Source organism: Micromonospora sp. WMMD998, assembly GCF_029581235.1.
Lineage (GTDB): Bacteria > Actinomycetota > Actinomycetes > Mycobacteriales > Micromonosporaceae > Micromonospora.
In genome coordinates this window covers 822,769-846,373 of the sequence record NZ_CP120740.1, presented here as the reverse complement: position 1 = coordinate 846,373, position 23,605 = coordinate 822,769, and the positions used below count along the sequence as shown (strand labels likewise).

Below are 23,605 nucleotides of genomic sequence, written 5' to 3'. Positions count from 1 at the left end.
CTCACGCTGCGACGCTAGCCTGCGCCGCCCGCCGGCCCCGGCGCGACCCCGGTCGGTGTGCCCGTGCCGGGGTTCAGTCCCGCTCGTCGGCCGCGTCGGGAAGGCTCGGCGCGTCGGTGGGGTAGAGGCCGGCGGCGAAGCCGTACACCTGGTCACCGGCGCGGGGGATCTGCGCGAACCGCCGGGCCAGCGCCTGTACCTCGGCCCAGAACTCGCGGACGTCCTCGATCGGGATCCGCGCGTGCACGAGCGTGCAGCGCAGCTCGTCGGCGGCGTGGGCGGCAGCCGCCTCGGCCGCGGCCTCGGCGAGCCCGTTGATCCGGGCGACCACCTGTTTGTCCTCCGGCCGGCTGAGCGCGCCGACGTAGAAGGTGCGGGCCACCCGGCCGTAGAAGCGTTCCTCGATGGCCCGGACCCGGCGGGTGCGGACCACGCGCAGCAGCCCGGCGTCGACGAGCTGGTTCACGTGGTAGGCCACGCTGCTCTTCGGCCGGTCCACGGCGCGGGCCAGCTCGTTGACCGTGGCGGCGCGCTCCAGGAGCAGTTCCAGGAGCGTGCCGCGCAGGGGGTCGGCGAGCGCGCGCAACTGCTCGGGGGCGGTGACCACGAGCAGGTCGTCGAGGTCGTAATCGGGGACCCGCTGATTGACCGACATTTCTCGACCGTTCTAATATTCTGGTTCGTTCGATGATTCTGGTCCGACAGTCAGGAGTCTAGAGATGGCCGAGATCCTCCTCTTCCACCACCTTCAGGGACTCACCGAGGGCGTCCGCGCCCTCGGTGACGCCCTGCGCGCCGGGGGGCACACCGTGCACGCCCCGGACCTCTTCGACGGCGAGCGGCCGGCGAGCATCGAGGAGGGCTCGGCGCTCACCAAGCACATCGGCCGTGACGTCCTCGACCAGCGCGCCGACCAGATCGCCGCCGACCTGCGCCCCGACCTCGTCTACGCGGGCGTCTCGTGGGGCGCCGCCATCGCCCAGCGGCTCGCCCAGACCCGGTCCGGCGCCCGGGCCGCCCTGCTCTACGAGGCGTGCCTGCCGGTCACCGGCGAGTGGGCCATCGGCCCCTGGCCCGACGGCGTGGCCGTGCAGGTCCACGGCATGGAACGGGACCCGTTCTTCGGGCTGGAGGGCGACGTCGACGCCGCCCGCGAACTGGTCTCGATCGTCGGACCCGAGCGGGGCGAGCTGTTCGTCTACCCGGGCGACCGGCACCTGTTCACCGACAGCTCGCTCCCGTCGTACGACGCGGAGGCGACCACGCTCGTGGTGAGCCGCAGCCGCGACCTCCTCGGCCGCCTGGGCTGACGCCGCTACTTGTACTGCGCGATCTGGATCAGGTTGCCGCAGGTGTCGTCGAACACGGCGGTCGCCACCGGCCCCATGTCGACCGGCTCCTGCGTGAACAGCACGCCGAGCTGCCGCAGCCGGTCGTGCTCGGCGGCGACGTCGTCCACCGCGAACTGGGTGAACGGGATGCCGTCACCCGCCAGCGCCTCCTTGAACGCCTTGGCGGCCGGATGGGCGTCGGGTTCCAGCAGCAACTCGACGCCGTCCGGCGCCTCGGGCGAGGCGACCGTCAGCCAGCGGTGCTCGCCGGTGGGCACGTCCGTCTTCGGTACGAAACCCAGCACCTCGGTGTAGAAGCGCAACGCCTTGTCCTGGTCGTCGACGTACACGCTCGTCAGATTGATCCTCATGGTGTCTCCTGTGTGGGTTCGGACCTGAGCCATCGCTCGGTGATGGACCGCAGCGGCCGGGTGTCGAGGTGGTGGAACTTGTAGCGACCCTGCCGCCGCGTGACGATCAGGCCAGCGGCCTCCAGCACGTCGAGATGCTGGGAGATCGCCTGCCGGGACGACCCCACCTGGTGCCGGGTGGCCAGCCGGCCGCAGATCTCGAACAGGGTCTGACCGTCGCGTTCGGTCAACTCGTCGAGGATCAGGCGGCGGGTCGGGTCGGCCAGCGCCTGGTACAGGTCGCCCACGCGACAACTATAGGCAAGTCTCTACTTGCCTATCAAGGCGTGGTCACCGCGTCGCCGCGCGTCGTTCCCACTGCGGCGACGACCCTCCGTTCACGGTCCGACCGAGGTGGCCGACGGCGGGGGCTCCGCCGTGTGTTCCACCACCCAGCGGGACTGCGCCCCGTCCCAGCTCACCACCGCCCAGCCGGAGCGGTCGACCGGCAGGCGTACGTTCTCCAGGCGGGCGGCCATCACCGGGGTGACCCGTTCCGGCAGTTGGAGCACCACCCGCGCGTCACGGGCGGCGAGGCTCACGACGCCGGCCTCGTGCAGCTCGGCTCGCGCCTTGCGGCGGTTGCGCCAGGGCAGCCGGTCGCTGATCGCCTGGTAAGCGTCCTCGCCCGCCTTCGTCGCCACGGCCTGCAGGAAGGGCAGCAGAGCGGAGCCGGCCAGCGCGCCGAGTATGAGTTCGGTGGCGCCTCGGTCGGCGTCGTCTCGTCGATCGGTCACGCTGGTCATGGTGTCATGGGCCGACATGGATGTAAGGCGCCCACAACCCCGCCCCATGTGAGGTCCGCAGTTCACGCAAGGTCTCGTGCAGGGCGGTGGCCGCGTCGTCGGCCGCGCCCAGGCGGGCATAGAACCCGGCTGCCACCTCCGCCGCGAAACTGTCCTTGATCGACCAGAGAGTGCCGATCACGTGCCGGAACCCGGCGATGTGGAACGCGCCGGCCACGTGCAGCGCCTCGTCGTTGAGGTCCTCGTGCGGAACGCCGGTGTCGCAGGCCGAGAGGTAGGCGACGGCCGCGTCGTCCAGACGCAACCGGGCGATGTCCGCCACGGTGAGCTGGTCCTGGAGGACGAGGTGACCGTCGGCCGAGCCGTCCGCGGCGCTGACCGCGTGGCAGGCGAAGTGCGCCCAGGAGTGGTGCGGGAGCGCATCGAGCACGGCCCGGCGAACCGCGTCCTCGCCGGTCAGGACCCGGCCTGGCGGCAGCGTCGCGGTCTCCGCCAGCACGTTCGGCAGCGGGGGCAGGCCGGGCGTGGTGGGCATGCTGACGACGAGGGGGTCGGACACCGGGCCGACCGGCGGCGCCCGCCACGCCGTGACCAGGCTCCGGACCGTCGGCGCATACGAGGAGACGACCCGGTCGGCCACGGCGGCGTGCAGCGGCAGCGTGGTGAGCGGACCGGTCGGCACCCACCACAGCCGGCTACCCGGCGGCGGAGCCAGGGCGTCCAGCACCGGACCGGCCACCTCGCTCCGGAGCCATTCCAGGGTCTCGTCCACCCGCTCGGCGACCGCCCCCCGGAACCGCAGAGCCCGCTGCGTCACCTCGTCGAGGGTCAGCCGCAGCGGCAGCACCCGGATGCCGCCGTCGATCAGCAGGGCGTCACAGCGCAGACCGCTGATGTTCAGCACGACAACCGGGCCGTGGCCGGCGGTCGCCGCGATCAGGTCGTCCGCCGGCGGTGGCCGCAGGAACGCGGCGAAGCCCGGCTGCGCCCGGATCTCCTCGATCAGCGTGTCCCAGTCGGCGGCAAGGGCGTGCCGGTCCTCGCCGGGCAGTTCCGGGCCGGCGTCGGCACTCGCGCTGAAACCCACGCCCTCCGGCCGGTCCAGCGCGGCGCGCAACGCCACGAACCGCTCGGCCAGCTCCGGGCGCAAGCCGGTCAGCTCCGTACGGGTGTCGAGCGCCTGGCTGAGCAACACCCCCCGGCCGTGTTCCAGCAGGCGCAGCGCGTCCACCGGATCACCCGCCTGCACGGCACACGCCGCGGCGTCCCGGGCCAGGCCGGACAAGGAGGCGAGCTGCCGCTCCCGGTCGGCGTGGGTGACCTGGCGCGGAACCGTGCGGGAGAGCAGCGTCACCGCCAGGTCGAACGCACGCCGCGCCTCGGCCAGGCCGGCGCCGTTCAACGCCGTGTTCGCCCACTGCCAGGCCGCGGTCACCCGGGCCCGCACCTGGACGGCGGGGTCGGTCGCCAGCCGCCGGAACACCTCCCGCGACTGGTCCCAGGCGGCGTCGTCGCCGGACGCCGCCTGGAACGCGAGCGCCCAACCCAGGTTGAGCAGCGTGTCGGAGCGCAGATGATGCCCGTCCGGGGTGGCGGCAGCCGCCTCCCGCGCCAGCTCGACCATCCGACCCCCCGGCCGTCCGCGCATCGCTTCCATCCGCCGGATACCGCTGAGGGTGAGCAGCCGTTCGGTGCGATTGGGATGCCCCTCCGGCGTGGCGTCGACCGACTTCTGCGCCAGGTCAGCGGCTTCGGACAGATCGGCCGGCCGGCGCCGCGCGGTGTACCGGTCGAGCAGCACCAGCGCGAGGTTGGCCTCGAACCGTGGCCGCAACGGGTGCCGCGGTGCCGCGGCGAGAGCGGCGCGGCCCTGCTCGACCGCCTCGTCCAGCAGGGCCCGGTCCCGGCCACCGGTGGACCGGTAGCGCAGCCGCAACATCTCGGACAGGTTGGACCGCATGCCGGCCAGCCCATCGCCGGGCGGGGCAGTCCGTACCGCCTCGCGGATGCAGTCGACGGCCTCCGCGAGCGCGGACGAGTCGTCGTGCCGCAGCGACAGCGCGAGCAGCCCGTCGGCCAGGTTGCTCAGCCGCCACGCCCGCTGCGGGTCGCCGGCCCTGGTGGCCGCGATGGCGGCACGTACCTCCGCAACCGACTCGACCAGGTCGGCCTCGTCGCCGGTGCGCCGCCACCGCAACCGCAGCACCCCGGCCAGGTTGGCGTGGATCGACGGGATGGCCGGCGTGCGCTCGTCCGGGTACATCGCGAGCGCCTCCCGGAACAGCCGGATCGCGCTGTCGAGATCACCAGGACCGCCGAACCGCTCGTACCGCGACCACAGCGCCGTGCCGAGCCCGTTCATCGCGGCGCTGCGCACGTCGACGTTGTGCGCGTGGTCCAGCACCCTGCCGAAGAGCGCGACCGCCGACTCCAGATCGGAAAGCCGGCCCGTTTCCTCGTACGCGGTGTGGCGCCTCCCGGCCTCCACGCACGTGACGACCAGCGCCTGATACAGCGGTGACCCCCAGGGGTCGGGGATGCCGCTCAACGGCTCGGAGGGCCGTCCGGCTCATTTTCCAACCGGTGGGCCAACGCCTCACCAAGCGGCCCACCGGCACGCCGGAACCACTGCGCGGCCTCCTTGTTGCGGCCCTGGGACATCAGGGTGGTCGCCAGGTTGGCAGCGGCGTCGCTGTTGCCCGCCTCGGCGGCTCTGCGATACCACTCGGCCGCCTCGTCGATCTTGCCGTCGAGCTTGAGGCGGTTGCCGAGCCGGTTCATCTCGACCGGGTCGCCACCCGACGCCGCCTGCCGAGCGGCGGTCTGGGAGGGCAACGGCATGATGGAGAACTGAGACTCGGACGGCGTTTCACGCTTGCGCCTGCGACCGAACATGGCGGACACCTCCGGCCCGAGTGTCGCACGGGGACACCAGCAGGTGGGGCCCACGAACGCCTTTCGGACACAGGGCTGCCGAGTAGGTCCGGACTGGGGCGAGCTCGGGTCGCGGTTGTCGGCCTCGATAGGGTTCTGCGTTCGGGGCCACATAACCTTCGTAGGCTGACCGTAGTGCGGCTCAGTCCTCGCCGTTGACGGGCGGTTCGCGGTCGCTGCCGCAGAAATCCGCAGCTTCTGCATGAGATCCAACTTCCGCTGTACGCGCCGCCGATCCTGCGGCCACAGGTTGGGCAGGCCGTGCGGAGCGCACCGGAGTGTCCTTCTCTGCGGTGGACAACGCGCTCGCGGTGGGCGGGGACGCGGCCGGAAGGTCGACCCGGAGCAGCGCGCCCCCGCGGGTGGAGCGGGCGACGATGGCCCGGCCGCCGTGGGCTTCGACGACCCGCCGCACGATCGACAGCCCCAGACCGGATCCCGGCAACGCCCTGGCGCTGTCGGCCCGGTAGAACCGGTCGAACACCCGAGGCACGTCGGGGCCGTCGATGCCCGGTCCGGCGTCGTCGACCTCGAGCACCGCCGACTCATCGACGGCACGGAGCCGGACCTGGACCGGCTGCTCCGCGGGGGACCACTTGCCGGCGTTGTCGACAAGGTTGAGCACCGCCCGCTGCAGCGCGGCCGGACGCCCGCTCACCCACACGGAGCCTACGTCCAGCGCGACCTGGATGTCGGGCGTGCGCGAACGCGCCCGGGCCACCGCGGCCACCACTACGTCGGCGAAGTCGAGCAACTCGGTGCTCTCGTCGCTGACGTCACCGCGTGCCACCTCGGTCAACTCGGCGGCAAGGGTGCTCAACTCGGCCACCTGAGCGCCGAGATCGTTGAGCAGCCGGGTCCGGCTCTGCGCCGGCAGAGCGCTGTCCAGGGTGCCGCGGCGATCGAGGCGGATCAGCAGCTCGACGTTGAGGCGCAGGCTGGTCAGCGGGGTTTTGAGCTCGTGGGAGGCGTCCTCGGCGAGCAGCCGCTGAGCCTGCCGGGAGTCCCGCAGCGCGGCGAGCATGTCGTTGATCGACTGGATCAGCTGCCGGATCTCCCCGCCGCCTTCGGCCGGGATGGAGGCGTCGAGATCCCGGGTGTCCGCGACGCGCACCGCGGTGGCGGTGAGCCGGTCGATCGGTGCCAGCGCGGCCCGCGCCACGGTGCGCCCGACCAGGGCACCGCCGGCCGCGCAGAGCAGCCCGATCACCAGCATGCCGAACCCGAACTCGTTGATCGGGCTGTCGTCGGCGAGGTCAGCCACCTGGACCGCACCGTCGCCCACCCGTAGCGTGTAGACGCGGTAGCCGTCGTTCCAGTCGGTCGACTCCAGCAGGTCGGTCGACAAGCCCTGCGCCACCCGCTCGGCGTCCTCGCTGACCGGGGGCAGAGCCGGTTGGCCGGCCGGTGTCCGGGTCGAGCCGTCGGGCAGGATGACCCGCACCAGCCGGCCGGATCCCGGGTACGGCGGCAGCGGGACCTGCGCCAGACCGACGCGCTCCGCGTTCGTCGCCAGGACGCGGGAGTCCGCGTGCAGTTGATCCTCGGCGGTGTCCAGCAGCTTGTGGTCCATCAGCTCGCTGGCCACCTGGAAGGACACGAACACGCTGACCGCGATGGCGGTCGCCGCGATCACCGTCATCCGGGTCCGCAGAGAGCGTGCGCGCCACCACCGGGTCAACCGGCGCGGCCCCCGCCCGGCAGCTCTGCTCACGGCGGTGTCTCCCGCAACGTGTATCCCAGTCCGCGCAGCGTGTAGATCAATCGGGGCTCACCCTCGGCCTCCATCTTGCGGCGCAAATAGCTCACGTACACCTGCAGGTTGTTGGCGGTGGTGCTCATATCGAAGCCCCAGATCGCCTCGAACAGCGCCTCGCGGGTCAACACCCGGGTCGCGTTGCGCATGAGGACCTGCAGGAGGGAGAACTCGGTCCGGGTCAGGTGCAGCGCCCGCCCGCCCCGCCAGGCCTCGAACCGGTCGGGATCCAGCCGGACGTCAGCGAACGACAGGACCGGCGACTCCTCGCCGGCCGGCGCGCGCCGACGCAGCAGCGCCCGGACCCGGGCCAGCAACTCCTCCGTGGCGAACGGCTTGGGCAGATAGTCGTCGGCACCCGCGTCCAGCCCCGCAACCCGGTCGGAGACCTGATCCCGGGCAGTCAACATCAGCACTGGCAGATCCCGGCCCGCCGCCCGCAACCGCCGACAGGTCTCCAACCCGCCGAGCCGGGGCATCATCACGTCCAGGATCAACAGATCCAACGTGTCATCCCCCATGCCCTCGACCCCGTCGAGCACAGCAAGGCCGTTGGCAACGGTACGGGTCTTGTACCCCTCGACCTGGAGCACCCGCTCCAGCGACTCACGAATGGCCGCCTCGTCATCCGCGATCATGATCCGCACTCCGGCCCACCCCTCCCACCGATGCCTTCGACGTTCATCCTCCCCGGTCAACCTGAGGTCAGTATTAATACGCCGCCGCTTTGCCGTGCTCACGGCAGCGCCGAGCGCCGGGCACAGGAGGAGAGCCGGGCCAGGCTGGCTGCCCGTCCCGGCTCTCGTCCGTGCCGGTGCGTTCACCGTTGCAGTACGGGCTCCTGGTCGTCGGCGAGCGAGTGCCGTCCTGTCGGCGGCGTCTGCGCCGCTGGCCGGGACAGCCGGCTGGGCCACCAGATTCGCCGGCCGATCAGCAGGGTGAGAGCGGGTACCAGGACCGACCGCACCAGCAGGGCGTCGAGCAGCACGCCGAAGGCGACCAGGAACCCGAGTTCGACCAGCATCACCAGCGGAAGTGAGACGAGGACCGCGAACGTGGCCGCCAGGACCAGGCCGGCCGAGGTGATCACGCCGCCGGTGGCGGAGAGGGCTCTGAGGATGCCGTCTCTGGTGCCAAGACGCACGGTCTCTTCCCGGGCCCGGTGGGTCAGGAAGATGTTGTAGTCGACGCCGAGCGCCACCAGGAACATGAAGGCCAGCAGCGGCACCGAATAGTCGATGCCCTTGAACCCGAGGACGGTGTCGAAGACGAACACGCTGCCGCCGAAGGCTGCGGCGAAGGAGACGATCACGGTGGCCATCAGGACCAGCGGGGCCACGATGGCGCGCAGCAGCAGCCCGAGGATGATCAGGACGACGGCGAGTACCAGCGGTATCACCACCTTCTGGTCGCGCCCGGTGGTCAGGTCGGTGTCGAGGTGCTCCGCACTCGGCCCGCCGACGACGGCTTCCGCCCCGTTGACTGTGTGCACGGCGGTGCGCACCCGCTTGATCGTGTCGTACTCCGCGGCGGTGTCCGGCGCGTCCTCCGGGAACACGGAGATTTCGAGCCAGCCTCCCTTGGTCTCACCCGGTTCGACCTGTGCCACGCCGGGAGTGCGCTTGACGACGTCGAGAATCTGCTTCTGGTACGCCGGCCGCGTGAAGACCGTCATCGGCTGGCCCCCGAGCTCCGGGAAGTGCTCGCGCAGAACGGTGAAGCCGGCGACCGACTCCGGCGTGGACAGGAACTGGTCCTGTTCCCGCAGGATGCTGGTGTTGCCCGTCAGCCCGACAGCAAGCACGCCGAGGACTCCCAGCGAAGCGAGCGCCGCTATCCACCGGCGGCGGCTGATGGCGGCACCGAGGCGTCCCCACAGCCCCCGCTTCTGCTGCATGGCGGTGCCGAACCGTGGGATGGCCGGCCAGAAGATCCGCCGGCCGAGCACCACCAGCAACGCCGGGAACAGGGTCAGCATGGCAAGCAGGGCGCACAGGATGCCGGCCGCACCGATCGGGCCCAGACCGCGGGTTTCGTTCAGGTCCGCGGCGAGCAGGCAGAGCAGGCCGGCGATCACGGTGGCCGCAGATGCGACGATGGCCGGCGCCGCGCCGCGTAGTGCGTGGAGCATCGCGACCCGGACGTTTTCGTGCTGGTGCAGTGCCTCCCGATATCGGGCGATGAGCAACAGCGCGTAGTCCGTACCGACGCCGAACACCAGAATCGTCAGCAGCGCCGAGTTCTGGCTGTTGATCACGAGGCCGAAGCCCTTGACCATGAGGTACACGGTCGCCATCGAGGTCAGCGCGGCCACACCCACCGCCATTAGCGGGATGAACCACAACACCGGGCTGCGGTAGGTGAGGATGAGCAGGATGGTGACGACGATGACGGTCGTAAGAAAGACCTGCAGGTCGATGCCGTCGAACACGGCGTCCATGTCGGCGTCAATCCCGGCCGGGCCGGTCACGTCGAGGTCCAGGCCGGCGGGGCGGTCCTTCGCGATGTCACGCATCGGGCCGATGAGGACCGCCGGTTCGCCGTAGCTCGTGCTCACGTCGAGGGTGAACACCATCGCCTGGCCGTCGTTGGAGAGTTGCGTCGGCAGGCCCCCGTCGTTCTCGCCGGCCGGCGGCGCCACCTTCGGCGGATACCGCCTGGCCAAGGTGTGGTAATGGCGCTCGACCGCCGCGCCGTCGTCGGCGGTAACACCGCCGGCACGGTGGTACACGAAGACGAACGTGTTGTCCTCGCCACCGGGAAGCTTGTCCTCCAACGCCGCCACCTTGGTGGAGTCGGCACTGGCGGGCAGGGAGTCCACGGCGCTGTCTTTGGTGACCGAGCTCAGCTTTCCGCTCAGCGGCACCATGACCGCCGCCAGCGCCACCCACAAGCCGATCACCAGCCACGGGACCCATCGGCTTGCCAACCGGCCGGGCGGCGTTTCCTTGGTCGGTGCTACGTCGACTGACATCACTAACCCCCACATGCGGGCTCTCGCTTGTCTGATGTCGAGTTCGTACCGAGCGAATCTGAGACGATCATTAATGTGATGCTCAGGCCGGTTGTCCGAGCCAGGATCCCGGCGCAAGCACCTTCACGGCAACGCTGAGCTCGCTCTCGGTGAGCGAGTGTTGGGGAAGACAGCCGTCGGTAGCCGCAGTCACGACGTCCGGGTCAGACCACATCAGGCACGCCGCGACTGTGTCGTTGGCGTCCGGGCGCGGCCGGGCACTGACGTCCACGGCCAGGACGAGCCGCCCGCGTGCCGCGGTAGCGGCAGCTCACCGGCCGTGGAGCGAGAACGCAACGGCCCGCTCGGGACGACCGGCCCGGGGGCATTTCTAACGTTCGTCTCAGATTCACCAGGTACGAATTCGGCGTCAGACAGGCGAGGTAATCCGTCGGCCGGAGGCCGGTGATGACAGTGGATTCACCGCCGTCAGGGAAAGCGCCGCCCCGGTCTACCCAGATCAGGGGCGTCGTACGGATACCACGCCGCACAGACACCGGAAGAGAGACTGACATGAAGTCCATGGGACGCCGCAGTTTCCTGGCCGCAGCCACGGCACTCGGCATCGGCGCCGGCGTGTCCACGCATGCCATCGCCTCGGCAATGAGCGACGACAAGACCCCAAAAGGGGCTCCGAACCAGAATGCGGACACTACCGCGGACATCTACCAGCGAGACCGGGACCTACCCTTCGTCGGCGTGGAGGAGACATTTTCAACTCCCGAACTGTTGAAGCTGAACTCCATCAATTCGGATCATATCGCGTTCCTTACGGGGATCGGTCTCGCGGATCTAGGACAACGCCGCATCGACGACATGAACACGGGGGGACTCAACCTTCAAATCCTCTCTGCCCATACACCGTCCGTACAAAATGTCCCGGGGAAGAAGGGAATCGACTTCGCCTATCGCCTCAACCGGCTACTTGCAGAGGGACCGATCGCCAAATATCCGGGCCGCTTCAGAGCTTTCTCCACCCTGCCCTTGCAGACCCCGGAGGCGGCGGCGGACGAACTGGAACGCTCGGTTAGGGAAGATGGCTTCTTGGGCGCACTGACCAACGGACACATCACGAAGAAGTATCTCGATCACCCCGATTTCGAGCCGGTGCTGGCACGTGCCGTTGCTCTCGATGTGCCGATCTACCTACATCCCGGCTATCCGGCTGACGAGATCTTCAAGATCCTTTATAACACCACGCGGTCCGAGTACACGAAGGAGTTCCAACCCTACATCTTCAGTGGATCCGGATATGGCTGGCACCAGGAGGTGCTGACCCAGTGCATTCGGATGATCACGTACGGGGTCTTCGACAGATTCCCCAAACTGAAGATCATCATCGGTCACATGGGCGAAGGTCTTCCCTTCTACTACGAACGGATCGTCAATGACATGGGCGAGCCGACCGAAAACTCGCTCAAGAAGCCCTTCGCGCAATACTTCCAGGACAACTTCTGGATCACCACCAGCGCATTCCCCCAGACCCATCTTCTCACTCTCCTACTGAAGCACATAAGCGTGGATCGAGTGATGTTTGCAACCGACTATCCGTTCGCGGACATCAAGGAGCAGACCGACTGGTTCCGCGGAGTCGATCTGCCACGCGAAGACAAGGAGAAGATTGCGTTCCGGAACGCAGAGAAACTGTTCAAAATAAAAGTACCCGTGAAGTGACACGTCGGTATGGGATGCCATTGGGCCCGCTCCCCGTAGGTGTCCGGGAGCACGGCTCCGGATGGACGGCCTGCTCGTCGAAGAAGAACGACTGAGCCGCTCGGAACGCCTGCCGGGCACGCCCGTCGTGAGGTGTGCCCGCTCGGCCTGCTTGACCCACACGTAGTAGGTCGAGGCGCCGATGTTGAGAACCCGTAGCAGGAGTGCGACCACGAACTGGTCACGGTGTTCATGGACGAACCTCATGACCCTCGCTGGGTCGGGTCGAGCTCCGCCGCGAAATGCGCGCTCGCAGCCGTCAAGATCTCGTTCGCCCGCCGCAACTCGGCGACCTCCCTGCGCAGCCGGCGGTTCTCCTCCGCCATCTCGCTGGTCGGCCGGTCGTGAAGCTCGTCGGCGTCAGCCTCGGCCCGCGGATCCAGTTCCGCAGCGCCTCATGGTGAACGCCTAGCTGCTCGGCCATGCGCCGAATCACCGGCTTCGGGTCCGACTCGCGATACAAGCGCACAGCGCGCTGACGTAGCTCATCGGTCGGATGGACCGCTTGGCTGTACGGATGGCTGTACTCGGGATCGAGATCAACCAAGGAAGTGCTGGTGGAGCCCAGGGGACTCGAACCCCTAACCCCTGCCTTGCAAAGGCAGTGCTCTGCCAGTTGAGCTAGGGCCCCGAGACGGCGGTCAGCGCAGGTCGGGCGCCGTGGTGGCCTCGTGCCACAGGGCGCGCTCGTCGTTCGACGCCTTGACCTTCTTGGCCACCACGGCGGCCACGCCGACGATGCCGGCCAGGATCAGGAGCTTCTTGAACATGGGCTTGACCCCTCGCGCTCGACTGTCGTCGGACGATGTGCGGTGGGGCTAGCTGGAATCGAACCAGCGACCTCAGAGTTATCAGCTCTGCGCTCTAACCGACTGAGCTATAGCCCCGCGTAGCGACGAGCAAGGTTAACCCATCGCTGCCAGCGCCCCCAAATCGGGGGGCCCGTGGCGGAAACCACCCGCGCTGCCACGAACGTACCCGGACGCACGACGCCGGGGCGACCGCTTTACGCGGTGCCCCGGCGTCGTCGGCATCAGTCCCGCTCGGCGAGCGTCAGCTCGATCCCGCCGACCAGGTCGGCGCAGACGTTGTAGACGAACGCGCTCAAGGTGGCAAGCGCGGTGAACAGGACGACGTTGACCAGACCGACAAGCGCGGACGTCATGATCACGCCCTTGGCGGTGACGCGGAAGCCGCCGCCGCCGCCGCCCGAGCCGCCGCCGGCGTTCACCAGGTCGGTCAGGCTGTCGTTGACGCTCTTGAACACGCCCATCGCGTCGAGCGCGAGGTAGAGCACCGACGTGGCCACGACCACCACGATGAAGAGCACCACCGAGACCGCGAACGCGAACTTCATCACGGACCACGGGTCGATGCGCTTCAGGTTCAGCCGGGCCCGGCGCGGTCCGCGCGACGCGGCCGAGCCGACCGAGGTACGCGCGGCGCGTACCGCCTCGCCCACGCGCGCGGCGCCGACCGCCGCCGCGCCGCTGATGCCCGGCGGCAGGCTCCCGCCGTTCGCGGGGCGACCCGGGGTGGCGCCGGTCTCGGGCGTCGCCTTCGGGGCGGTGCCCAGGCCGGCCCCGATGCGGGGCTGCGTGCCGGTCGTGCCGGTGGACGGCCGGGCGGCGGCCGTCACCTTGGTCGGCGGTGTGCTCGTGGCAGGCTTCGCCGTGGCCGGTGCCGCGAAGCCGTCGGCCGAGGTCGGCGCGTCGATCTTGGTCTCGGTCGACTCCCGGGACCCCGAGTCGTCGCCGGGCTTGTCGGGAGGCGGGGCCATGCCGGGGGCCCGCGTGAACTTCGGGGCAGGCGCGTCGGCGGGGACCGTGGCCCGACCCACGGCCGCGCGCCCGGTCGCTGGTGTGCCGCCCTGCGCGGCCTCCTCCTCGACCGGGGTGGCCGAGGTCCCCTTGTTCCCCGACTTCGCCTGTGTCTCCGTCATCAACTAGTCCTGTTCGTCAGGCTCGTCGGCATTGCGAGCAATCGCCACGATAGTCACGCCGTCCGGGAGGTCCATCAGCTTGACCCCCATTGTGTTCCGGTCACGCGTACGGCGTACAGGCTTCACCGGAGTCCGGATGACGCCGCCGTTGCTCGTGATGGCGAACAGCTCATCCTCCGGATCGATCACGACCGCGCCGACCAGACCACCGCGTCGCTCGGTGATCTTCGCAGTCAACACGCCCTTACCTCCCCGGCCCTGCACCGGGTATTCCTCGATCGGGGTACGTTTCGCGTAACCCCCGTTCGTCGCCACCAGCACGTCCAGACCCTCCCGGACGACCTCGACGGCGAGCAGCTCGTCCTCCCCGCTGAAGCGCATGCCGATCACCCCCGAGGTGGCCCGGCCCATCGGACGCAGTGCCTCGTCCGTGGCGTTGAAGCGGATCGCCTGCGCGTTCTTCGACACCAGCAACAGGTCGTTCTCCGGCGCGACCAGGACCGCACCGACCAGCTCGTCCTCATCGCGCAGGTTCACCGCGATGATGCCGCCGGAACGGTTGGAGTCGAACTCCTCGAGCCGCGTCTTCTTCACCAGGCCGTTCTTCGTGGCCAGTACCAGGTAGGGCGCCACCTGGTAGTCCGGGATTTCGATGATCTGCGCGATCTGCTCGTCCGGTTGGAAGGCGAGCAGGTTGGCCACGTGCTGGCCCTTGGCCACCCTACTGGCCTCGGGAAGCTCGTACGCCTTCGCCCGGTAGACCCGACCCTTGTTCGTGAAGAACAGGATCCAGTCGTGGGTAGAGCATACGAAGAAGTGGCTGACGATGTCGTCCTGGCGGAGCGTCGCCCCGCTCACGCCCTTGCCGCCACGGCGCTGCGACCGGTAGAGGTCGACCTTCGTCCGCTTCGCGTACCCGGTGCGGGTGATCGTGACGACCACGTCCTCGCGGGCGATGAGGTCCTCCATCGAGACCTCGCCGTCGAACGGGATGATCTTCGTGCGGCGCTCGTCGCCCCACTTCGCGACGATCTCACCCAGCTCGTCGGAGACGATCTTCCGCTGCCGCTCCGGCTTGGCCAGGATGTCCTTGAGGTCGGCGATCTCCACCTCGAGTTTGGCCAGGTCGTCCAGGATCCGCTGCCGCTCCAGCGCGGCCAGGCGGCGTAGCTGCATGTCCAGGATCGCGGTCGCCTGGACCTCGTCGATCTCCAGCAGCCGGATCAGACCCTGCCGGGCGTCCTCCACCGTCGGCGAGCGCCGGATCAGCGCGATCACCTCGTCCAGCGCGTCGAGCGCCTTGCTCAGGCCGCGCAGGATGTGCGCCCGCTCCTCCGCCTTACGCAGCCGGAACGCGGTCCGCCGGCGGATCACCTCGATCTGGTGCTCCACGTAGTAGCGGATGAACTGCGCCAGGTTGAGGGTGCGCGGCACGCCGTCGACGAGCGCCAGCATGTTGGCGCCGAACGTCTCCTGGAGCTGGGTGTGCTTGTAGAGGTTGTTCAGCACCACCTTGGCGACCGCGTCGCGCTTGAGCACCAGCACGATCCGCATGCCGGTACGCCCGGAGGACTCGTCCCGGATGTCGGCGATGCCGCCGAGCTTGCCCTCCTTGATCAGCTCGGCGATCCGCTCGGCGAGATTGTCCGGGTTGACCTGGTAGGGCAGCTCGCTGACCACAAGCGCCGGCCGACCGCGCTTGTCCTCCTCCACCTCGACCACCGCGCGCATCCGGATCGAGCCGCGCCCGGTCCGGTATGCGTCCTGGATGGCCTGCTGGCCGACGATCAGGCCATGGGTCGGGAAGTCCGGCCCCTTGACGATCTCCAGCAGGGCTTCCAGCGTGGTCGCCTCGTCGGCCTCCGGATTCTCCAGGCACCACTGCACCGCCGCGCCGATCTCCCGCAGGTTGTGCGGCGGGATCTTGGTGGCCATGCCGACCGCGATGCCCTCGGAGCCGTTGATCAGCAGGTTCGGGATCCGCGACGGCAGGATGGTGGGCTCCTTGGCCCGGCCGTCGTAGTTGTCCTGAAGGTCGACGGTGTCCTCGTCGATGTCCCGCAGCATCTCCATCGCCAGCGGGTCGAGCTTGCACTCGGTATATCTCATGGCCGCGGCCGGATCGTTTCCGGGCGAACCGAAGTTGCCGTTGCCGTCGACCAGCGGGTAGCGCAGCGACCACGGCTGGGCCATCCGGACCAGCGCGTCGTAGATGGCTGAGTCGCCGTGCGGGTGGAACTGGCCCATCACGTCGCCGACGACGCGGGAGCACTTCACGTAGCCGCGGTCCGGCCGGTAGCCGGAGTCGAACATGGCGTAGAGGATCTTGCGGTGGACCGGCTTGAGCCCGTCCCGGACGTCCGGCAGGGCACGCCCGACGATGACGCTCATCGCGTAGTCGAGGTACGAGCGCTGCATCTCGACCTCGAGGCCGACCGGCTCGATGCGGTCGTGCTGGACGACCGCGGCGAGTGTCTCCGGCGTTTCCGGCTCGTTCGGGGTGGACTCGGGAGTATCGGTCACTGTTAACCCTTATCAGACTCAGAGTCGTGATCTAGCTGTGGATAACGGCTGTGGAAAGCGGTCCGCCTGTGGATAACTCTGTGGACCGCCGGGGTCGGCCGGTGGATCTCCGGCCGACCCGGGCGCGTCCGTCAGATGTCCAGGAACCGCACGTCCTTGGCGTTGCGCTGGATGAACGACCGGCGTGCCTCGACGTCCTCACCCATCAGGACGCTGAACAACTCGTCCGCGGTTGCGGCGTCGTCGAGCGTGACCTGACGCAGGGTGCGGGTGGCCGGGTTCATCGTGGTCTCCCACAGCTCGGGGTAGTTCATCTCGCCGAGGCCCTTGAACCGCTGGATGTCGTCCGGCTTGGCGTTGGCCTTCTTCTGCTGGCGCAGCAGGATCAGCCCGTCGCGTTCCCGGTCCGAGTAGGCGTACTGGGCGTCGTCGCCCTTCTTGTTCCACTTGATCTTGTAGAGCGGCGGGGCGGCCAGGTAGACGTGACCCAGCTCGACGAGCGGTCGCATGAAGCGGAACAGCAGGGTGAGCAGCAGCGTCTGGATGTGCTGGCCGTCGACGTCGGCGTCGGCCATCAGCACGATCTTGTGGTAACGCAGCTTCTCGATGTCGAAGTCGTCGTGGATGCCGGTGCCGAGCGCGGTGATCAGCGCCTGCACCTCGTTGTTCTTCAGCACCCGGTCGATCCGGGCCTTCTCCACGTTGAGGATCTTGCCGCGGATCGGCAGGATCGCCTGGGTGCGCGGGTCGCGGCCCTGCTTGGCCGAGCCGCCGGCCGAGTCGCCCTCGACGATGAAGACCTCGGACTCGCGCGGGTCGGTGGACTGGCAGTCGGCCAGCTTGCCCGGCATCGAGCCGGACTCCAGCAGCGACTTGCGCCGGGCCAGCTTGCGCGCCTGCTGGGCGGCGATGCGGGCCCGGGCGGCCTGGGACGCCTTGGTGATGATGGTCTTCGCCTCGGCCGGGTTGCGGTCGAACCAGTCGACGAGCGACTCGTTGCAGACCCGCTGGACGAAGCCCTTCACCGGGGTGTTGCCCAGCTTGGTCTTGGTCTGCCCCTCGAACTGCGGGTCGGTCAGCTTGACCGAGATGATCGCGGCCAGGCCCTCGCGGATGTCCTCCCCGGAGAGCCGCTCGTCGCCCTTGAGCAGCTTGCGCTCCGTGCCGTAGCGGTTGACCACGCTCGTCAACGCGGCCCGGAAGCCTTCCTCGTGGGTGCCGCCCTCGTGCGTGTTGATGTTGTTGGCGAAGGTGTAGACCGACTCGCCGTACGACTCGTTCCACTGCATGGCGATCTCGGCCGACATGCCGGTCTCCTCGGCGCCGAACTCGACCACGGTCTTGTGGATCGGGCTCTTCGAGGCGTTGAGGTGCCGGACGAAGTCGGCGATGCCGCCGTCGTAGTGGAACGTGACCTCGCGGAGCTTGCCGTCCTCGTCCTCCGCCACCCGCTCGTCCAGCAGGTGGATGGTGAGGCCGCGCGTGAGGAAGGCCATCTCCTGGAGACGCCGGTAGATCGTGTGGAAGTCGAAGTCGACGGTCTCGAAGACGTCCGGGTCGGGCCAGAAGGACACCGCGGAACCGGTCCGGTCGGTCGGCTCGCCCTTCTCCAGCGGGGTCGGCTTGGAGTGGTCGTAGCGCTGCCGCCAGACGAAGCCGTCCTTGTGGATCTCCACGGCCATCCGGGTGGAGAGCGCGTTGACCACGGAGACGCCGACGCCGTGCAGGCCGCCGGAGACCGCGTACGCCTTGCCGTCGAACTTGCCGCCCGCGTGCAGCACGGTCAGCGCGACCTCGACACCCGGCTTCTTCAGCTTGGGGTGCAGGTCGACCGGGAAGCCACGGCCGTTGTCGGTGACCCGGACGCCCCCGTCGGCGAGCAGCACCACGTCGATGGTGTCACAGTAGCCGGCCATCGCCTCGTCCACCGCGTTGTCGACGACCTCCCACACCAGGTGGTGCAGGCCGCGCTCGCCGGTGGACCCGATGTACATACCGGGCCGCTTCCGGACCGCTTCCAGGCCTTCGAGCACGGTGATGGACTCGGCACCGTACTTCTTGTTGTCCTCCGCTGCCACGCTCGGCCACTTTCTCGCGCCGACCGCGCGTGGGCGCGGGGGCGCGGGTTCGGCGGACAGGACACGACGTCGTCGCACGCGGGCCGCCCCCGGGATCGCCAGGTCACGGATCGTGTACGTCGGGCGCCGCGGTTGCCCGCGGATCGCGATCGGCTCGGACCCGGTGCGGGACAATGATCAAGGGCCCTGCGGGCCCGTGTCCGTCGCTCCGTGCCGGGTCTTTCGTCTCGCCTCCAATCTTACTGTGCGCAGCCGACCAAACCGCCACTCGGCACCCCCTGAAGGCGGCTGAGGTTGCCGTAGCCGGACGAATATCGCTGCCTGCGACTCCCCCTACACGCCAACGATGCCGTGCCGCGCCACCGGCCCGCGTGAGCGGTGGGCGGCTCCGGGCTCGCTGACCCGCGTCCGGCCGCCCGGGGGTCGCGGTGGAACCCGACGTGCCGTACCTTTTGGCGGCGCCGCCGTTGCGGTCTTGATCTTTCGTGCCCACAACGGGGACCATCGCCGGAGAAGTCCGACAATCGCTTGGTGAGAGGTGACACCAGATGGGGCTGGACAACGTCGCGGTGCACTGGCCGCGGACCGGCCGCTTCTACGATCCGGTCGCACCGGCCGAGTTCGTGGACTTCGGCGACATCGTGGACGTACCACGCATCTCGGCCCCGACCGCCGCGCTGGCCGAGTTGATCGCGAAGACCGGCACGGTGCGGGCCACCGCGTACACGGAACTGGTCGACCTGATCCTCGGGCTGGAAAATGTGCTCTACGCCACGGAGAACGCGGCCGAGGACGAGGATCCGGTGATCGACCCGGACGGCTGCTCGTGGATCGCCGAGGGGGTGGAGAAGTTCATCGCCCGGCACCGGCCGCACGGCGAAGCCGTGACGTTCGAGTCGGTGAGCGAGGTCCTGCGCGCGCTCCTCGGCGACGGCCGGCTGGCCGAACAGCAGCTCCGCTGGCTGGACAGCCGGCTGGACAAGCTGCGGGACGAGAACGGCGACCCGCCGCAGTGGAACTTCACCTGCGCCGAGCTGAGCGTGCTCGCCGCGTTCTACCGGCGTTGCGCCGAGCGCGGCTTCGCCGTCTACGCCGACGTGGAGCCGACCCGCCACGTCTGAGCCGCCACGCTCACCCGTAGGTGTCGCGCGGGCCACGACCGCGTACCCGGCGCGGGCCACGCGACCACGACGGCGCGGCCGGGCCGTGGATGTGCAGCTTGCGCACCACGTTGTGGCCGACCTCGCTGGCGATCTGCTTGAGCAGCGAGCCGGCCAGCAGCCGCAACTGGGTGGCCCAGGCGGTCGAGCGGGCCTCGACGGTCAGCTCGCCGTTCTCCAGCTTCACCGGGCGGCTGTGCTGGGCGACGTCCGGCCCGACCACCTTCTCCCAGGCGCCGAAGACTGTCGCCTCGGCCGCCGGCTGCTGCCAGCCCCGCGCCTTGACCAGCTTGTCGAGCACCGCGCCGAGCGGCTGCGGGTCGCGGGGGTCCGGGCCGGCCCCGGAGTAGCCGCGCAGCCGCTTCTCGCCGTCACCGCGGACCGCGGAGCGCCGTCGCGGGCCGGCCGCGGCCTGGCGCCGGGCCTTCGCCGCGTCCAGCACCGCCCGGGCCAGCTCCGGCCCGGCCGGGCCGTCCGCCGCTCCCGGCTCGCCGTCCGCCGGCTTCGGTGGGGTACGCGCGTCGCGTCCCGGCCCCAGCCGTGCGGGCGGGAGCCGCACCTCCTCGTCATCCGGCACGTCGCACCGTCCCCTCACCGACCGTGTAGCGGGTGCCGCGCAGGGTCGCCGGCACGTCCTCGTCCACCGCGCAGGTGACCAGGAGTTGGCTGGCGCCGCCGACCAGGTCGGCCAGCCGTTCCCGCCGGCCGGCGTCCAGCTCGGCGAAGACGTCGTCGAGCACCAGCACCGGCTCGATCCCGTCGGCGCGCAGCAGGTCGTACCCGGCCAGTCGCAGCGCCAGCGCGTACGACCAGGACTCGCCGTGGCTGGCGTACCCCCTGGCGGGTAGCGGGCCCAGGGTGAGGGCCAGGTCGTCGCGGTGCGGGCCGACGAGCGTGGTCCCGCGTTCGATCTCGGCGGTGCGGTTCGCGGCCAGCGCGGCGCTCAGCGCCTCGGCAAGCGTCGCCCGGTCGGCGGTCGGCTCGGGCAGGTCGACCGACGGCCGGTAGGTGATGCCGGCCGCGCCGCGTCCGGCCGCCACCGCGTCGTACGCCTTCGCCACGTGCGGGGTGAGCGCGGCGACCAGCTCCAGCCGGCCGGCGAGCAGGTCGGCCCCGTGCTGCGCCAGGTGGGTGTCCCAGACGGCGAGCGTGGACAGGTCGCCGCCGCGCGAGCCGCCGGTCTTGCGGGCGAGGTACGCGGTGCGCAGCAGCGCGTTGCGTTGCTTGACCACCCGCTCGTAGTCGGCGCGGACGCCCGCGTAGCGGGGCTGGCGGTTGACCAGCAGGTCGTCCAGGTAGCGGCGGCGTTCGGCCGGGTCGCCGCGGACGAGTTCCAGGTCCTCCGGCGCGAACAGCACCAGCCGCAGCGCGCCGAGGACGTCCCGGGCGCGGCGGGCCGGGGAGCGGCCGAGCCGGGCCCGGTTCGCCTTGCCCGGGACGATCTCCAGCTCGACGAGCAGTTCCCGGCCCTCGTGCACCACGGCGCAGCGGATCACCGCCGAGGTGGCGCCCATCCGGACCAGGGGGGCGTCCGTGGCGACCCGGTGCGAGTCCAGGGTCGCCACGTAGCCGAGCGCCTCGACCAGGTTGGTCTTGCCGACGCCGTTCGCGCCGACGAGCACGTTCGGGCCCGGCTCCAGGTCGACGCCGACCCGCTCGTACGAGCGGAAGTCGACAAGTTCGAGCCGGCGGACGTACACAGTCTGTGGATACCGGTCAGCGCTTGTGGACGGCGTGACCGCCGAACTGCTGGCGCAGCGCGGCGACGGCCTTCAGGGCGGGCGACTCGTCCTGCCGGGACGAGAACCGGGCGAACAGCGCGGCGGTGATGACGTTGAGCGGCACGGCGAGCCGGATCGCCTCGTCGACCGTCCAGCGGCCCTCGCCGGTGTCCTCGGTGTAGTCGCTCAGGTCGGCCAGCTCCGGGTCCTCGTCGAGCGCCCGGTCGAGCAGGTCGAGCAGCCAGGACTGGACGACGGTGCCCTTGCGCCAGGACTTGACCACCCCCGGCACGTTCGTCACCAGCTCGGACGCGGAGAGCAGCTCGTAGCCCTCGGCGTAGGCGTGCATCAGGCCGTACTCGATGCCGTTGTGCACCATCTTGGCGTAGTGGCCGGCGCCGACCGGGCCGGCGTGCACGAAGCCGAAGTCACCCTCCGGCCGGAGCGCGTCGAAGATCGGCATGAGCCGTGCCACGTGCTGCTCGGCGCCGCCGACCATCAGCGCGTACCCGTTCTCCCGGCCCCAGACGCCGCCGGAGACACCGACGTCGACGTAGCCGATCCCGTGCTCGTTGAGGCGCTCGGCGCGCGGGGCGTCGTCGCTGAACCGGGAGTTGCCGCCGTCGATGATGATGTCGCCGGAGCCGAGCACGCCGGCGAGGTCGTCGATGGTGGCGTCGGTGACGCCGGCGGGGACCATGACCCAGACCGCGCGGGGCGCGTCGAGCTTCTCGGCCAGTTCCGCGAGGCTTGCGGCGTCGCTGAGCTCCGGGTTGCGGTCGTAGCCGACCACCTCGTGCCCGGCGGCGCGCAGTCGTTCGCGCATGTTGCCGCCCATCCGGCCGAGTCCTACCAGGCCGAGCTGCATCTGCTCCTACCTCCGTACGTCAGGGTGGTGCCGCCCGCGATCAGCGCGACACGCGGATCGGCATGATGAGGTACCGGTACCCCGGAATGACCTCGCCATCCTCGCCGGCCGGAGAAAGGACCGCGGGCTTGAAGGCGTCGACGAAGCGCAGCAGGGCGTGCTGGGAGCCCAGGTTGGCCAGGCCGTCGATCAGATATTGCGGGTTGAAGCCGATGGTGAGCGGGTCGCCGCTGAAGGTGGCCTCCATGGCTTCGCTGGCGCGGGCCTCCTCGGTGCCGCCGGCCTCCACCACGAGGCCGTCGGAGCTGAAGCTGAGCAGCACCGGGGTGGTGCGCTCGGCGACCAGGGCCACCCGCTTGACCACCTCGATGAGGGTGGCGACCGCGACGCGGGCCTCGGCGTTGTGGTCGGCCGGGAAGAGCGAGCGCACCGGCGGGTAGTTGGCGCCGTCGAGCAGGCGGCTGGTGGTCCGGCGGGTGCCGCCGGAGAAGCCGATCATGCCTTCGCCGGCGCCGCCGGCCGAGAGCGCCATGGTGACGTGCCCGCCGAGCGGGCCGAGCGCCTTGGCGGTGTCGTTGAGCGTGCGGGCCGGCACCAGCGCGTTGAGGCTGATCTCCGGGTCGTCCGGGTTCCACTCCATCTCCCGCAGCGCGAGGCGGTAGCGGTCGGTGGCGAGCATGGCCATGGTGCCGCCGGACAGTTCGAGCCGGACGCCGGTCATCATCGGCAGCGTCTCGTCGCGGCCGGCGGCCACGGCGACCTGGGCCACCGCGGCGGCGAAGGACGCGGCGTCGACGGTGCCGGCGCTCTCCGGCATCTCCGGCAGGGTCGGGTAGTCCTCCACCGGCATGGTGGGCAGGGTGAACCGGGCGCTGCCGCAGACCAGCTCCAGGTGGGCGCCGACGGCCGCGATGTCCACCGGCTTGGCCGGCAACGCCTTGGTGATCTCGGCGAGCAGGCGGCCGGAGACCAGGGCGGCGCCGTCCGCGTCGCCCTGCACCTCGACGGTCACCTGGCTGGAGACCTCGTAGTCGAAGCCGGAGACCTGAAGGTTGCCGTCGGTCACCCGCAGCATCACCCCGGCCAGCACCGGCACGGAGGGTCGGTTGGGCAGGCTCTTGGCGGTCCACGCCACGGCCTCGGCGAGCGCGTCGCGCTCCACTCGGAACTTCATCAATGCCTCCGCGTCGACGTCAGCGACAACTCTCTCATGCCGACCGCTGCCACCCGTCCCGCCCGACCGTGCGGGTTCCCATCGCACCTTAGGGCGCGTGGGCATCGGCTGTGCGCCCGACCCCGTGGATCCAGGTGCCCGGGCGACTGCCGACGGCAGCGCTGCGGCCCGATCCACAGAAAGCCCAACGGTGATGATTGGTTTTTGTTGTTTAGAAGAGATAACTCATCGTCTTC

21 protein-coding genes and 2 tRNA genes are annotated in these 23,605 nt (G+C 69.9%); 4 read left to right on the top strand and 19 right to left on the bottom strand.

Features of this window, described 5'->3' with window-relative positions; translation table 11 throughout:
* Nucleotides 1-73: 73 nt before the first annotated feature.
* Nucleotides 74-655 carry a helix-turn-helix domain-containing protein gene (locus O7619_RS03900; RefSeq protein WP_281585780.1) on the bottom strand — a complete coding sequence of 194 codons (582 nt, stop codon included), beginning with the start codon at nucleotides 653-655 and terminating at the stop codon, nucleotides 74-76.
* Between the two features lie 64 nt (nucleotides 656-719).
* On the opposite strand from O7619_RS03900, the gene O7619_RS03895 reads away from it, so the two are divergent.
* Nucleotides 720-1,310, top strand: coding sequence for a dienelactone hydrolase family protein (locus O7619_RS03895; RefSeq protein ID WP_282285724.1), 591 nt, complete (start codon nucleotides 720-722; stop codon nucleotides 1,308-1,310).
* Nucleotides 1,311-1,315: 5 nt separating this feature from the next.
* On the opposite strand, the gene O7619_RS03890 is transcribed toward O7619_RS03895, so the two are convergent.
* The 8 genes from O7619_RS03890 to O7619_RS03855 form a co-directional block, all read right to left on the bottom strand.
* Nucleotides 1,316-1,702 (bottom strand): VOC family protein, encoded by a 387-nt coding sequence (locus O7619_RS03890; RefSeq protein ID WP_281585782.1) that lies wholly within the window; start codon nucleotides 1,700-1,702, stop codon nucleotides 1,316-1,318.
* A complete protein-coding gene (locus O7619_RS03885; RefSeq protein WP_282285723.1) occupies nucleotides 1,699-1,989 on the bottom strand; it encodes a metalloregulator ArsR/SmtB family transcription factor in 291 nt (96 codons plus the stop codon). The genes O7619_RS03890 and O7619_RS03885 overlap by 4 nt, the downstream gene beginning before the upstream one ends.
* A gap of 90 nt (nucleotides 1,990-2,079) precedes the next feature.
* Nucleotides 2,080-2,478 carry a hypothetical protein gene (locus tag O7619_RS03880; RefSeq protein WP_282285722.1) on the bottom strand — a complete coding sequence of 133 codons (399 nt, stop codon included), beginning with the start codon at nucleotides 2,476-2,478 and terminating at the stop codon, nucleotides 2,080-2,082.
* A 13-nt stretch (nucleotides 2,479-2,491) separates the two neighbouring features.
* Nucleotides 2,492-4,975, bottom strand: a complete 2,484-nt coding sequence (locus O7619_RS03875) for a CHAT domain-containing protein (protein ID WP_282285721.1) — start codon at nucleotides 4,973-4,975, stop codon at nucleotides 2,492-2,494.
* Nucleotides 4,976-5,031: 56 nt separating this feature from the next.
* A complete protein-coding gene (locus O7619_RS03870) occupies nucleotides 5,032-5,382 on the bottom strand; it encodes a tetratricopeptide repeat protein (protein WP_282285720.1) in 351 nt (116 codons plus the stop codon).
* 181 nt (nucleotides 5,383-5,563) lie between these two features.
* Nucleotides 5,564-7,063 (bottom strand): HAMP domain-containing sensor histidine kinase, encoded by a 1,500-nt coding sequence (locus O7619_RS03865; protein WP_282285719.1) that lies wholly within the window; start codon nucleotides 7,061-7,063, stop codon nucleotides 5,564-5,566.
* Nucleotides 7,064-7,131: 68 nt separating this feature from the next.
* Entirely contained in the window at nucleotides 7,132-7,815 is a 684-nt protein-coding gene (locus tag O7619_RS03860) for a response regulator transcription factor (RefSeq protein ID WP_282285718.1), read from the bottom strand.
* Between the two features lie 182 nt (nucleotides 7,816-7,997).
* Nucleotides 7,998-10,151, bottom strand: a complete 2,154-nt coding sequence (locus tag O7619_RS03855; protein ID WP_282285716.1) for an MMPL family transporter — start codon at nucleotides 10,149-10,151, stop codon at nucleotides 7,998-8,000.
* Nucleotides 10,152-10,703: 552 nt separating this feature from the next.
* Between O7619_RS03855 and O7619_RS03850 the strand changes: the two genes are divergently transcribed.
* Both O7619_RS03850 and O7619_RS03845 read left to right on the top strand, forming a co-directional pair.
* Entirely contained in the window at nucleotides 10,704-11,864 is a 1,161-nt protein-coding gene (locus O7619_RS03850; protein WP_282285714.1) for an amidohydrolase family protein, read from the top strand.
* Nucleotides 11,865-12,095: 231 nt separating this feature from the next.
* A complete protein-coding gene (locus O7619_RS03845; protein WP_282285712.1) occupies nucleotides 12,096-12,251 on the top strand; it encodes a hypothetical protein in 156 nt (51 codons plus the stop codon).
* 207 nt (nucleotides 12,252-12,458) lie between these two features.
* Here O7619_RS03845 and O7619_RS03840 read toward each other — a convergent pair.
* The 6 genes from O7619_RS03840 to gyrB all read right to left on the bottom strand — a co-directional run bounded on the left by O7619_RS03840 (nucleotide 12,459) and on the right by gyrB (nucleotide 18,446).
* Nucleotides 12,459-12,534: transfer RNA gene (locus tag O7619_RS03840), tRNA-Ala, on the bottom strand.
* A 10-nt stretch (nucleotides 12,535-12,544) separates the two neighbouring features.
* Nucleotides 12,545-12,673: a DLW-39 family protein gene (locus O7619_RS03835; protein ID WP_013283222.1), complete on the bottom strand. Its 129-nt coding sequence runs from the start codon at nucleotides 12,671-12,673 to the stop codon at nucleotides 12,545-12,547.
* Between the two features lie 43 nt (nucleotides 12,674-12,716).
* A tRNA-Ile gene (locus tag O7619_RS03830) sits at nucleotides 12,717-12,790 on the bottom strand.
* A 146-nt stretch (nucleotides 12,791-12,936) separates the two neighbouring features.
* Nucleotides 12,937-13,845 carry a DUF3566 domain-containing protein gene (locus O7619_RS03825; protein ID WP_282285711.1) on the bottom strand — a complete coding sequence of 303 codons (909 nt, stop codon included), beginning with the start codon at nucleotides 13,843-13,845 and terminating at the stop codon, nucleotides 12,937-12,939.
* A gap of 3 nt (nucleotides 13,846-13,848) precedes the next feature.
* Nucleotides 13,849-16,368 (bottom strand): DNA gyrase subunit A, encoded by a 2,520-nt coding sequence (gyrA, locus tag O7619_RS03820; RefSeq protein ID WP_282285710.1) that lies wholly within the window; start codon nucleotides 16,366-16,368, stop codon nucleotides 13,849-13,851.
* A gap of 131 nt (nucleotides 16,369-16,499) precedes the next feature.
* Nucleotides 16,500-18,446, bottom strand: coding sequence for a DNA topoisomerase (ATP-hydrolyzing) subunit B (gyrB, locus tag O7619_RS03815; RefSeq protein ID WP_282285708.1), 1,947 nt, complete (start codon nucleotides 18,444-18,446; stop codon nucleotides 16,500-16,502).
* A 548-nt stretch (nucleotides 18,447-18,994) separates the two neighbouring features.
* Here gyrB and O7619_RS03810 point away from each other — a divergent pair.
* On the top strand, nucleotides 18,995-19,567 hold the full coding sequence (locus O7619_RS03810) for a hypothetical protein (protein WP_281585794.1): 573 nt from the start codon (nucleotides 18,995-18,997) through the stop codon (nucleotides 19,565-19,567).
* Between the two features lie 10 nt (nucleotides 19,568-19,577).
* Here O7619_RS03810 and O7619_RS03805 read toward each other — a convergent pair whose 3' ends face one another.
* Genes O7619_RS03805 through dnaN form a run of 4 tightly spaced genes read right to left on the bottom strand, consistent with a single transcriptional unit; the run spans nucleotide 19,578 to nucleotide 23,369 of the window.
* Nucleotides 19,578-20,183, bottom strand: coding sequence for a DciA family protein (locus O7619_RS03805; RefSeq protein ID WP_282285707.1), 606 nt, complete (start codon nucleotides 20,181-20,183; stop codon nucleotides 19,578-19,580).
* The gene (gene recF / locus O7619_RS03800; protein ID WP_282285705.1) at nucleotides 20,173-21,306 is read right to left on the bottom strand and encodes a DNA replication/repair protein RecF; all 1,134 of its coding nucleotides are present in this window, start codon (nucleotides 21,304-21,306) and stop codon (nucleotides 20,173-20,175) included. The genes O7619_RS03805 and recF overlap by 11 nt, the downstream gene beginning before the upstream one ends.
* Before the next feature lie 16 nt (nucleotides 21,307-21,322).
* On the bottom strand, nucleotides 21,323-22,195 hold the full coding sequence (gene gnd / locus O7619_RS03795; RefSeq protein WP_282285703.1) for a phosphogluconate dehydrogenase (NAD(+)-dependent, decarboxylating): 873 nt from the start codon (nucleotides 22,193-22,195) through the stop codon (nucleotides 21,323-21,325).
* Nucleotides 22,196-22,235: 40 nt separating this feature from the next.
* Nucleotides 22,236-23,369 (bottom strand): DNA polymerase III subunit beta, encoded by a 1,134-nt coding sequence (gene dnaN, locus O7619_RS03790; RefSeq protein WP_282285701.1) that lies wholly within the window; start codon nucleotides 23,367-23,369, stop codon nucleotides 22,236-22,238.
* Nucleotides 23,370-23,605 lie beyond the last annotated feature (236 nt).